The organism is Muribaculum sp. NM65_B17 (genome assembly GCF_004793735.1).
GTDB classification, from domain to species: Bacteria; Bacteroidota; Bacteroidia; order Bacteroidales; family Muribaculaceae; genus Muribaculum; species Muribaculum gordoncarteri.
In genome coordinates, this window is record NZ_SRYY01000002.1 from 316,495 (window position 1) to 329,024 (window position 12,530).

Genomic DNA, 12,530 nt, shown 5'->3' on the forward strand with positions numbered 1-12,530 from the left:
CTAATCATGGATTAGATATTATAATCAGTTGACTTTCTTGAGCAATCGCACGCAATTGCCGTAGTTGCGCGGCCGGGTTGTGACTATTACTTTAGTGCTTACTAAATCAGAGCAGGATATGCAAAGAGAATATCCGTCAGCTGTCTTTTGTTTCCCATCACTGCTGACTCTGAATACTCCGGAAGAGTTCCAATAATAGGTAGTTATATTTACATCTGTCTCATGTATTGATGCATCTTTTCCATAACCTACAATTGGAAGAAATACCGAGTTCATTGCTGTCAATTGGTCGTTGGAGTCAAGGACTATTTTGGTGTAATCGAGGGCGTCTGTCTGACCGAGTTTTATAGAAGAGATGTCATCCTGACTTATTCCGGCTGTTGACAATATCTCATTTGCCTTGGTTGCGTCACTGTTGTCGCATGGCAATATCAGCAGACCTTTTATGCCGTTGACCGTGCCGGGATGAATGAAGAAGGTGCTTAGTATCGTATTCCACTCATCTTTTGTAGGAGTCACATAGGTGCCGTCATCGACTGACAGTTGTCGGCCATAGGCGGTTCCCCAATCATATTGTGTCGCCTTGATTTCGATTATTTTCTGATTTTCGGTTTCCTGTGTTGATGGATAGAGAGTTTTGTCAGCGTCCCAGTATTCGGGTTGGCGGGCATTGCCGATTCCTGTTGCGCCCCATCCAAACAGGTCGATTATCTCGGCAGTTCCTTCGTCCCAGCCCCTTTTTGTGACATATTCGGTCTGGCTCCCAAATACGCCCCATTGACGGTTTTTGGTGTTGAAGAACAGGTTGCCTCCTGTGAAGCGGTATTTATTGTAGCCGAGAGTTATCTCAGGGCCTATAAGCGTCGCTTCGGTGGATGGTGTGTTATCATTTTCCCCGACGGCATCCATCGTCACCTCGATTCCCTCGCCTTGTGCCATGCGGAAAAAGCGGTTGGCGTTGTAGGTGCGTGATGGCAGGGTGCCCGAGTAGCTGTTGCCGTCGACGGTCACCGTGAATGTCAGTGCCATGTCACGCTCGGGAATTATTGTGAGGTATATGTCGCCGTCACTATTCTCAACTGTTATGTCACCGGGAGTTTTATCAGCAATCGAGCCGTCGAGATTGAACGTGCATCGGTTGTAAAGGTTGGTCCCTGAAACTGTGACCCGGTTGCCTGACAGCGTTGTGCCGTCGGTGAAGTTCAGCTTATAGTGGGCAAACCCCGTGCTGCGCGTGACAGTGAAACTGATTGTGGCTTCGCTGCCTGTCACGTTGGCTGAAGTTGAGGCAAACATCATATCGGTGTTACGTAACGAGGTCAGCTTGCCCTCCTGCGATGAGATGTCGAGCGACAGCAGCGATGACGCATCGGTGGCCGAAGCGGACAATGCGTCACTTGAGCCAAAGTGGTAGATGTTTATGTCGTTTCGGCCTTCATCGAGTCCGGTGAGAGTTCCTGAGAAAGTGCCCGATCGGGCATTGTCGATGTCAAGGATGCCTAATGTCGTTCCTGACGCGTCGGTGACCAGTAGCCGGTCGTCGCTGCTCCATGCAAAGGCGATTGACCCGTTTTCCTCCGACAGGGCGGAGCGTGAATCATCGCCGTGATCCACCGATGCCTTGGCCGTCACCTTTACGGTTTTGCCTGACGACGGGGTGTCGAGTGCATCGCTGGTACACGATGTTAACGCCGATAATATTGCGGCAGCAAGAAAGTTTTTTATCAAGCAGTGATTCATGACAGATGGATTTATGGGTTATCGTGTTTCGTGCTTATGATTCGGGCCCTTCGCCTGCGGCATCGGTGCCTGAGCCGCTAATGCTTCCCTGTGATTCCGGGGATTGCGGGCCGTTGATGTCGGTCGCTGTGTCTTCTCCGGGAATGAAGTCTTCGGTCGATATGTCATAGTCGATGCTTGACAATATCGATATGGGATTGGACGGATCGGGCGTGTAGCCGCCGTTGCTTCCCTTGAAGAACCTGAATGTGTAAACGTAACGCACTCCCGGCTTCCAGTCGATGGCTACGGGCACGGCAATGTAGTCGTTATAGGCCAAGGTGTTGCCGTTGTCGGTCATTTTCACTTTCACGAGGAAATAGGAGCCGATGTAGTTATCCGATTTGTTTTCGGGATTCCATGCCGTCACTTTCTGTGGAATCAGCAGCAGTGAACCGTCACCTCCTTCCGATGCGTTAACTCCCGTGAGTTCGGTCTTTTCCGATGTCACGCTTTTGGCGTTGAACGTTACCGAATAAATGGCTGTAGCCGATGATTCGACTCCTGACCAAGAGCCCGTGACATCAGTGCCGTCGGTGTCCTGTGAGGGAAAGGAGAATGTGGCTTGCTGATGGATGTTGCCTATCTTTACTTCCGAAATTTCGATGGCATATTCGGAGTTGTTGACGGCACTGAATGTCACTTGGGCAAGTGCGTGACGGAAGTTTAGTCTTACGGTTTGGCGCGATAGGTTGGTCTTTACGGCGTACATCAGGTCGAGTTGACGTGACGCTTCGGCGTCGGGCTTGAAATCCTTGAAGCGGGGAGTGCCCTCGCTGTATTCATAGAATCCGCTGCCATTTACATGGGCATGGAAGTCAAGCGTATAGGCCGGCCAGTAGCGGGTTGCCGATGATTCCCACGTGACGGGGCTATTGCTTGTCTTGTTGATGATGTCACCGTTGATGTAGACTTCCGATGTGCCGCTTTTGGCGGCATAAACTGTGAATGCAGCCGGTGGATTACTGCTGCTGTAGGATGCCTGTGAGCGGGCGGTGTTGGAAGTCGTTGCCTCAAAGGTGATGAGATTGGTGCCGTCGTGCATGTCGTCCTGTGTACAGGCGGTCATGACTACGGCAAGCATTGCAATCGTGATGGATAGACTGTGTTTCATTACATTTTCAATTAGAGGAGTCATTTATATGGTATTATTTATATGTCAATGTCGGTGTCTACTATCGGCCAGTCGTCAATGTCGGGGGTGTAGCCGGTGCCTTCGGGGTCGTGGGATTGCGGAATCTCAAGGCCGTTGACAGTCAATGTGACGCTGCCTGATTCGCCCGATTGATGCAGCTTTTCGGTCATGTCAAATCGGGTGTCGGAGCCGCCCAGGCAATGCAGCTTTCCGTCGTCGGTCCACACGTAGAGCATTAAATGGTGTGACGCATTGCAGCCATTGTCATGCCTGAATATTACAAACTCGCCGGTGATGCGTGACATGCCGTCGCTGACTGCTTCGCTTACAAGTGTCGCACACTCCGAGCCGGGATTTCCGTCACATAGGAGCAATGACGAAGTCATGCCTGAAATGGACGCAAACACCGATGTCACGCGGCCTATGTTGGTAACATCGGTTATTTCGTAACGGTAGGTGTCGGTCAATCGGCGTGGCTGCAATGCGAGCGTTACATCGTTGCTTTTGAGTGACACGTTGCTTATCGAAGTGCCCGTCATGGGGTCGGGACAGATGAGGAGCTGTTCATCCTCGGCTCCGGGTGCCACGGGGAGGTTATTGCCGTCGGGCGATTGGATGACGGTGCTTGGGCGTGTGTAGGCTTCATGGGTGTCATAACGGCCGGTGTTGCGGAAGTCGACCCCGTGAGTGTCGTTGTTGTAGCATATTACACTGTATCGGCCCGGCTTGATGTCGATTTTGCCGCCCGTTACGCCTTTGAAGTCAAAGCGTCGCGCTTCAAGGCTTTCATCAATGGGGTAGAGGAACAGACTCATCCCTGCCGGAGGCGGATTGCCGACATAACGCATGTCGAATGTCACGTTGACGGAAACCGTGTAATCCATCACATCATCGCCCGCAGCGTCACTCTTGCTGCATCCGATAGCCGACAGGATGGCGAGCAATGCGGCAATGATGGTCGCGCGACACGTAACGGCGCTTGGCATTGCCGTTACATGTGATGGTTTGAGTCCTTGACTTGCCATTGAAATGTTAATGAGCAATAGGGAAGATGAAAAACAATAGGCGGTAACCTTGAGCCGATGCGGCTACCGTGCTGGCTTAAGGATATTTTTCCATGGCGGTAAAACGACGGAAACAGGGGGAGGATATTGCCTTGCCTCCGCTGGGGCGGAGAGGTAATATAGTCGCTGCTACATGGCTAAAATAGTCGGTTGATCAAGGCCGGCTGATTACTTATTGCTACACTAATTTTCGAGAGAGCTACTTGATAATACTTTTATTTCAGCTATATAACTTATTCAGTGTGAGCCGGTCGATGTAATGGCGCAAATAATTAAGGTTTACAAGCGGAGCAGGTGCAAGACTGCATTTATCTACATAACTCACACTGCCAAAGATAGAATAAGTTTTGAAAATAAACAAATGTTTTGCGATAAATTTATACAAATATTTTCAGATTACCGCAAAATAGAGTAAATGTATGTCGCTGCCGACGGTTATTTGCCTCCTACAAGCTTGTAGAATGAGCCGGGAACGGGGGTGGTGAAGTTCATGTCGCGACGCGTTGAGGGATGTGCAAACCTCAGTGTCTGGGCATGCAGTGCAAGGCGATGTATCATCGATGCTTTTGCTCCGTATTTCCTGTCGCCCGATATGGGGTGGCCGAGTTCCTTCATGTGGACTCTTATCTGATTCTTGCGGCCTGTGTCAAGCTCGATTTCAAGCATTGTGTGACCGAGTCCGCGCTTCAGCACCTTGTAACGTGTCACGGCAAGTTCGCCCTCTTCGGGATTCTGGGTTGAGTAGACCTCATACTGTGATGTTTCGGCAAGATAGCTGCGTATCTCGCCCTCGTCCTTCTCGACTTCGCCTTCGACCACGGCGATGTACCTGCGGCTCAGCACCATGTTGTTCCAGTTGTGCTGCATGGCGTCCTTTGCCTCTTCGGTTTTGGCGAGCATCATCAGTCCCGAAGTGTCACGGTCAAGACGATGGACGATAAACAACTTGTTGCGCGGATTGGCCCACTTAACGTAGTCACGCATTATCGAGTAGGCGGTCCCGTCCTTTACGCGGTCGGTTCCCATCGAAAGCAGTCCATAGCCCTTTTCGATGACGATAATGTCGTCATCCTCATACACGAGCTTTACGCGGCGATTGGAGAAGACGCGGAATTCACGTGAGAGGTTCACCTCGACCTTGTCGCCTTCATGCAGCTCACGGTTGAATTGCGTTACGGGCATTCCGTTTACCGCAACCTGATTGTGCTTCAGCAGCTCCTTGACTGTGGTGCGCTTGCGTTGAGGCATCGAGTCAAAGAGAAATTGAAGTAACTGCGAGTCACCTTTTACGGGATATGTTTCGATTACATCGGGACGAAACGGCGCGTTATGCGCTCCCGGCTTGCTTGTATAGCGATTCTGTCGAGGCATGGCTTGATGGTTGTAATAGTTTATTTCTTGCGTGCCGATGTGCGGCGTGCAGGTTTCTTGGGCTTGGCTTCGTCATGTTCGATAATCTCACGACATTGCTCAAGAGTGAGATTTTCGGGATCCTTAACGGTGCGAGGTATCTTGTAGTTGGACTTCTTGTAGGAGATGTAGACACCATATCGGCCGTTGAGAATCATCAGGTCGGGCTCCTCGTCAAATGTCTTGACCACCTTCTTGCTCTCGGCGTCGCGCTTGGCCGTGATGAGTTCTTCGGCCTCAGTCAATGTGATGGCAGCCGGAGCGATGTCCTTGGGGATGGATACGAATTTGCCGTTATGCTTTATATAGGGGCCGAAGCGGCCTATGGCTACAGTGACTTCGGAGCCTTCAAATTCACCAAGCGTGCGGGGGAACTCAAACAGCTTCAAGGCTTCGTCAAGAGTTATGGTGCCAACCGACTGGCCTTTAAGCAGCGATGCAAACTGAGGTTTCTCGTCGCTATCGCCGTCACCTATCTGCACAAGCGGGCCGTAACGGCCTATCTTCACGCTTACGGGCTTGCCTGTGGCGGGATCGTTTCCGAGAACGCGCTCGCCCACTTTGTGTTCAAGCCTAATGTTTAACGCATGGTCGACATCGGGATGGAACAGGGCGTAGAATGTTCCTATCTCCTTGTCCCATTCAAGCTTGCCTTCGGCTATATCGTCAAACTTTTCCTCCATCTTGGCGGTAAAGTCGTAATCAAGAATTGAGGGGAAGTATTGGGTAAGGAAGTCGTTGACCACGATGCCTATGTCGGTGGGGATGAGCTTGCCCTTTTCCGAACCGGTGATTTCGGTCTTTACGGTTTCTTTTATCTTGCCGTTCTTGAGCTGCAGTACCTTGTAGTTGCGCGGTTCGCCCTCTTTTTCGCCCTTTTCCACATATTCACGAGCCTGGATGGTGGATATTGTGGGGGCATAGGTCGAGGGTCGGCCAATTCCGAGCTCCTCCATCTTCTTTACAAGCGAAGCCTCGGTGTAACGTGGCGGCTGCTGGGTGAATCGCTCGGTGGCGGTGATTGAGGCGAGCGACAGCGACTGTCCTTCGCTCATTGCGGGAAGCAGCGATGAGTCCTGCTCGTCGGCATCGTCGTCGTTACTTTCGATGTAGACATTCAGGAATCCGTCAAACTTGATTACCTCTCCGGTGGCGGTGAAGTGCTCGCTTCGTGTCGAGGGATGTATGTCGACAGTGGTCTTTTCGATTTCGGCATCGGCCATCTGTGACGCTATAGTGCGCTTCCATATCAGGCTGTAGAGCTTTTTCTCCTGTGCCGTGCCGTCGATAGTGTGCTTGTCGATGGATGTAGGACGGATTGCCTCGTGAGCTTCCTGGGCACCCTTGGAGTGGGTGTGATATTTTCGTATTTTCAGATATTCCTTGCCAAGCTTGTCGGTGATTTCGCCGGCGATTGCATTTACGGCGAGTTCCGACAGGTTGAGCGAGTCGGTACGCATGTAGGTTATGTGTCCCTCTTCATAGAGGCGTTGAGCCACCATCATGGTTTGCGACACTGTGAATCCGAGCTTGCGTGACGCCTCCTGCTGCAGTGTCGAGGTGGTGAAGGGGGGAGCCGGTGACTTGTGTACGGGTTTTACCGTCACATTGCCCACGGTGAATGTGGCGTCGGTGCAATCGGAGAGGAACAGCATGGCCGCCTGCGTGTCGGGAAGCCTGCGGCTGAGCTCGGCGCGCAATTTTGAATTGTCATCGGTTGTGAAGTCGGCGTTGATGCGGTAGTAGTTTTCGGTCTTGAAGTCCTTTATCTCCTGCTCGCGCTCAACAATGAGCCTTACAGCCACCGATTGTACTCGTCCGGCCGAGAGGGCGGGTTTTATCTTCTTCCAAAGCACGGGCGACAGCTCGAAGCCTACGATGCGGTCGAGCACGCGGCGTGCCTGCTGGGCGTCGACACGGTTCAGGTCGATAGCTCGCGGATGCTTGATGGCATCCATTATTGCGTTTTTGGTTATTTCGTGGAATACGATGCGCTTGGTGTTTGCAGGATCGAGGCCGAGTACTTCGCAAAGGTGCCATGCTATGGCTTCACCTTCGCGGTCCTCATCGGATGCGAGCCACACCGTCTGTGAGTCCTTGACCGCCTTTTTCAGGTCGGCAACAAGCGCCTTCTTGTCATCGGGAATTTCGTACACCGGAGCAAAACCATGGTCGATGTCGATGCTGAATTTCTTCTTGTTGAGGTCGCGTATGTGACCGTAGCTTGACATGACTTTATAGTCCTTTCCAAGGAATTTTTCAATGGTTTTGGCTTTTGCCGGTGACTCTACAATGACTAAATTTTTCAGCATGATTTCGGTGTTAATTCAAAATTATCGGCAAAATTAGGAAAAAGTTGCATATATTAATGTAGAAATTTACATTTTCTCGACTTTTTACTCTCCTAATTCCCCAATATAACAAATCTACACCTTAAAAGGTCGCCGGCGGTGTGCGTTACTTTAAGCAATCGGCATCACAGCATGGTGAGATGCAGGTCGTCGATGACATTGTTGAGGTAGGGATACTTGCGGCGCATCAGCGAGTAGACCTCGCCGTCGGTAAGCGAGGTGGCTGTAGCCTGACCCTTGTTTAGCGTTATGTCGAGCGTCACAAAGTCGTTGTCGAGGCGGTTGTGCAGCTCCTCGAGCAGCATGGGCATAGATTGGACGATGCTGTCGCGTATTGCCTCGCTTTCGACCGTGACACCGTAACGCGCTCCCTCGATGCGCTGCGGATGGGCCACACGCATGGCGTTGATGAGCAGGTGCTCCTTGGGGTGCGAATCGATTACGCCCTGCCATGCCGCGACAAACTGCGCGTCGGTGAAATCGGTAGAGCGGCGAGGTGTTTCACGCACGTATTCGGCTGATTGTTCGTTGGCCTGCGTCACGGTACTCTTAAGCGACAATCCGGGTGTGCGCAGTCCTTGATGACGCCGAGGGGCGGCGGGCTGGGGAGGGGCGGCTTGAGGTGCCACTGCCGGTTGCGGGTTGACAGGGGCTTTCAGCGGTTGATTACTGACGGGCTGTGGTGTCGCCTGATTAGCGGGCTGTGGTGTCGCCGGTGCTGCCTTGGGCGGTGTAGCGGTGGTTTTCAGCGGCTGATTACTCGCTGAGGCCGGTTGTGAGGCGGTGACGGCCGACAGCTTATTGCCCGAATCACCCTCGGGCTTGATTTGTTGGCACAGCTTAATCAGTGTAAGCTCGACGAGGAACTGCTTGTTGGATGCTACGCGGTAGTTAAGGTCGGCGTCATTGCACAGGTCCATTGCCTTATACAGGAATTGGGGCGTGCATTGCTGAGCCACCTTCGCCATTGCCTGCCGTGACTCTTCATCGGCTTCGAGCAGTGAGATGGTCGACGGGTCGCGCGCCACCATAAGGTCGCGGAAGTGCGAAGCCAGTCCGGTGATGAAAAATTGTGAGTCAAATCCTTTTTCGCGTATGTCCTTATATATGAGCAATGCCTGTGGCACATTGCCTGTCAGCATTGCCTCGACAAGGCGGTCGTAGTACTCGTGGTCGAGGATGTTGAGATTTTCGACTGTCGAGCGATAGGTGACATTGCCCATCGACGATGCAGCCACCTGATCAAATATGGACAGGGCGTCGCGCATGGCTCCGTCTGCTTTGCGCGCTATAACGTTGAGTGCGGCCGGTTCGGCGGTTATGCCCTCCTGCGTTGCCACGTAAGCGAGATGCTCCACCATGTCGTTGATGGTGATGCGGTTGAAATCATAGATTTGGCATCGTGACAGGATGGTGGGTATGATTTTGTGCTTCTCGGTTGTGGCAAGGATGAAAATCACATAGCTCGGCGGCTCCTCAAGTGTCTTCAGGAAGGCGTTGAAAGCTCCCGACGACAGCATGTGTACCTCGTCGATGATGAATACGCGGTAACGAGCGTGGACCGGAGGCACCTGCACCTGGTCGATGAGGTTGCGCATATCGTCAATGCCGTTGTTGGATGCGGCATCAAGTTCGATGATGTTGAGCGAGCGTCCTTCGTTGAACTCTCGGCATGAGGCACATTCGTTACATGCCTCTCCGTCGGGAGTGCGATGCTCACAGTTGATTGTCTTGGCAAATATTCGGGCGCATGAAGTTTTGCCCACTCCGCGTGAGCCTGTGAACAGATAGGCGTGAGCCAGACGCTCCTTGCTGATAGAGTTGCGGAGTGTGGCTGTCAAGGCCTTCTGTCCCACGACGCTTGCAAAGGTCGACGGACGGTATTTGCGTGCTGATACAATGTAATTTTCCATGTTCCTACAAAGATACGATAATTTCTCGTGCGACAAAGCAATGTGACGATATAAAATCACTCCCGACAACCATTCCTTAGAGGACGGTTGCCGGGAGCGTTATTATTTACGGCAAGTGGTTATGCGCCGTCAGGGATTGATTTCGGCGTATTCGTCGACTGTCGGCTCAAATTCTATTGCATCGAGCACTGAAGGATTGTTGATGGCGATGTTGTAGACATAGGAGTATCCCATTTTCCATTCATCGACATTGGATGTTTTCAACGGGAATATGATTCGTCCAAGGTCGGTTTGCGGTACAAGCATATAGGACGGAGTGTCAGACTTAGGCCACAGCTTGGCTCCGCTCGAAGTGTCGAAAATTTCACAATCGACCTGAATGAAGTTACCCACGTAGTCGTTGCCGGCAAGATCAACCTTGGAAAGTTGTTGCGGCAAGAAGAATTGTACGTTAAGCGTGCCTTCGGTGAGGTTTGCCGGATGCGAGTTCAACGTAATCTGCGATTCATTGTCGATGGCATAGAATATGAGCAACTTCTGGTTGGCCTTCAGGTCGGCCCAAGAACCCACGGCCTCAGGATCGGCAGGTGATGTAGTTGCTTGCGGGAAGAGGAATGTGCCGGTTGTGTAGATGTTGCACAATGACACGTGACTTACCTTGACCTGAATGTCGACATTGGTGCTTGACAGCATCACATCCACTTTGGAGAATGCGTGACGGAAGTTGATAGCCACTGGTGTGGGCTTCTCGTATTCTCCGATGTTGACGGCATAGAGCAAGTCGATGTCGCCGCTGTTAACGTAGCCGGGAATCATGTTGGAGCCTACGCCGGTGATTTGTGAAGAATTGGATATGTCGGGGCTGAATGCATAGAAATTTACAGGTGTTTCAGGCCAATAAGCGATAGGGGTGTAGGTCCACAATCCGCCGTCGCGTGACACGGTTACATTCTCCATAAGGGGCTTGGAACCGGTGAAGGCATATACTACGAAGCTTTTTAACGAAGCCGTGGTAGTTGCAGCCGAACGCGGTTGCTTTGATGCAACGGCGTTGAACGATATTGCATGTTGTCCGTTCATCCCGGCGGGTGCTTCATTGTCGGAGCAGGCATTTGCCGCAAGCAACAACGTAGTTAGACTTAATAATGCAAAAGCTTTCATAATCAATAGGTTTTTTTGTTAGTTTAATAACGGTGATTTATACTACAAAGTTCACAACGACATGAGTCCATCCGTCTACTGAAGGGTCGAATGTCCCTACTGATTCACCGGGAATTGACTCCGGCAATGACAGTGAATCCACCACTACATGTACGTTAAGACGATCGGGCGCATTTACGATTTGCGATGTTACATCAAACTCATAAACGTATCGGCGGCCATCGGTGAGCCATACGAAGAGATACAATAAGTTGGGGGCGCGGGCGGCACGAGGAAGCCCGAAAGTGAAGAATTCCCCGGCTATGGTGTTGTCGCCGCTTTTTACCGCTTTTATGGGAAGCGTTACGGCTTGTGAGGAGCGTAGTCCGTTGTTGACGCACAATGAGGCCGCAAGTCCGCTCATGGCCGCGCACATTCTCTTGACTCCGCTGAGATTCTCTACATTGACGATTTCATAGGAGTAGGTCGACACAATCTGCTGCGGGCGGGTGACCAACTGCATGGGATTGTTCTCGGAAAGGCGCGAGGTGTAGGTGGCGGTGGAGTCGGAGTAGGTGAGCTGGTCGTAGGTGACGATTACATCGGAGTAGGAGCCCGACCACATCATGTCGGGGCATATCAGCACCTTCTCACGCGTATAGGTTATGGTGTCGCTTGCGCTCCATCCGGGAAGGCCTTCGAGAATATGTCCCGGGCGGCTTGTGGCAACCATGGTGCCGTCGTCGCCCGACTCAAATCTTACGCCCGAGGTGTCGTCGTTATACATCAGAAACCGGTAGTCGCCGGTGGGAAGTATCACTTTGCCTGCCTCTCGCCCCGGGAAGTCAAATCGCCAATGATCCTTCACTCCGTCGATATAGAATGTATAGGCTATACCTTCGGGATCGGCATCAGGCGCCAGCGCCCAGTCGTTGACAATCGTAATGTCGACCTCCTCGCCTAAGCAGGGCTTCAGGTCGTCATATATGCAGCCGTTCATTGCCATGCTCGATGTAGCGGCAATCAATATCGAGAAGTATTTGGTCAACTGCGGATGCATTATGTTTAGTAATTGTTGCTAAAGGTTAACGCTTTTGCATCATGAATGGTTGAATTGTGGTGAAATATAGTTAAAACGGCTGATTAGGTTAACTCTTTTTGACCCTGGCGGTCGGCTTAAGGATGGAAATTTTGTTATATCAGAAATGTTTATCGCAAGTGTATTGAAAGTTATGCAGAATATAATTATAAAGAAGGCAGGTGTGGAGCAGTTGAATCTGCTGCTTGAATGGCGCATGATGGTGCTTAGAGAGGTGTTTTCATTGCCTGAAAGTTACGATACGGGCCGATTGCGTGAATCATGCAAGGCCTATTATGAGAAGGAGTTGGCCGCCGGAGGTCATGTGGCCTGCTTTGCATGGGTCGACGGACTGATTGCGGGATGCGGAGGCATGTGCCTCTATGATGAAATACCTTCGCCCGAGAATCCGTCGGGCAAGTGCGCCTATCTGATGAACATATACACGCTGCCCGAGTTGCGTCGTCATGAGATAGGGCGATGCATAGTTGACTGGCTTGTGGCGCGTGCCCGTGAGCGGGGTATAGTGAAGATATATCTTGAGTCGACGCGTGCCGGTCGCAGGCTCTATCATGATGTGGGATTCCGAAACATGTCGGATATGCTGAAACTTCCCGGTCTTCTCGCCTGACACTTAAGAGCCGTTAACATTTATTGTCG

At 51.6% G+C, this 12,530-nt stretch carries 9 protein-coding genes; 1 reads left to right on the forward strand and 8 read right to left on the reverse strand.

Translation table 11 applies throughout. The annotated features are described in order from the left end of the window. Positions 1-24: 24 nt before the first annotated feature. From E5354_RS03935 to E5354_RS03970, 8 genes are all read right to left on the reverse strand, one after another. Positions 25-1,740: a hypothetical protein gene (locus E5354_RS03935; RefSeq protein ID WP_135946502.1), complete on the reverse strand. Its 1,716-nt coding sequence runs from the start codon at positions 1,738-1,740 to the stop codon at positions 25-27. Positions 1,741-1,774: 34 nt separating this feature from the next. Continuing rightward, on the reverse strand, positions 1,775-2,893 hold the full coding sequence (locus E5354_RS03940) for a fimbrillin family protein (protein ID WP_135946503.1): 1,119 nt from the start codon (positions 2,891-2,893) through the stop codon (positions 1,775-1,777). Positions 2,894-2,931: 38 nt separating this feature from the next. Continuing rightward, positions 2,932-3,939, reverse strand: a complete 1,008-nt coding sequence (locus E5354_RS03945) for a DUF5119 domain-containing protein (RefSeq protein ID WP_135946504.1) — start codon at positions 3,937-3,939, stop codon at positions 2,932-2,934. A 474-nt stretch (positions 3,940-4,413) separates the two neighbouring features. Then, positions 4,414-5,349: an RluA family pseudouridine synthase gene (locus tag E5354_RS03950; RefSeq protein WP_135946505.1), complete on the reverse strand. Its 936-nt coding sequence runs from the start codon at positions 5,347-5,349 to the stop codon at positions 4,414-4,416. 20 nt (positions 5,350-5,369) lie between these two features. Next, a complete protein-coding gene (gene topA, locus E5354_RS03955) occupies positions 5,370-7,700 on the reverse strand; it encodes a type I DNA topoisomerase (protein ID WP_135946506.1) in 2,331 nt (776 codons plus the stop codon). Positions 7,701-7,864: 164 nt separating this feature from the next. Further along, positions 7,865-9,652, reverse strand: a complete 1,788-nt coding sequence (locus E5354_RS03960; protein WP_135946507.1) for a DNA polymerase III subunit gamma/tau — start codon at positions 9,650-9,652, stop codon at positions 7,865-7,867. Positions 9,653-9,781: 129 nt separating this feature from the next. Further along, complete coding sequence (locus E5354_RS03965; protein WP_135946508.1) at positions 9,782-10,813, reverse strand: fimbrillin family protein; 1,032 nt, start codon at positions 10,811-10,813, stop codon at positions 9,782-9,784. 37 nt (positions 10,814-10,850) lie between these two features. After that, entirely contained in the window at positions 10,851-11,852 is a 1,002-nt protein-coding gene (locus E5354_RS03970) for a DUF5119 domain-containing protein (RefSeq protein ID WP_135946509.1), read from the reverse strand. Positions 11,853-12,024: 172 nt separating this feature from the next. On the opposite strand from E5354_RS03970, the gene E5354_RS03975 reads away from it, so the two are divergent. Further along, on the forward strand, positions 12,025-12,501 hold the full coding sequence (locus E5354_RS03975) for a GNAT family N-acetyltransferase (protein WP_135946510.1): 477 nt from the start codon (positions 12,025-12,027) through the stop codon (positions 12,499-12,501). The last annotated feature ends 29 nt before the right edge of the window (positions 12,502-12,530 follow it).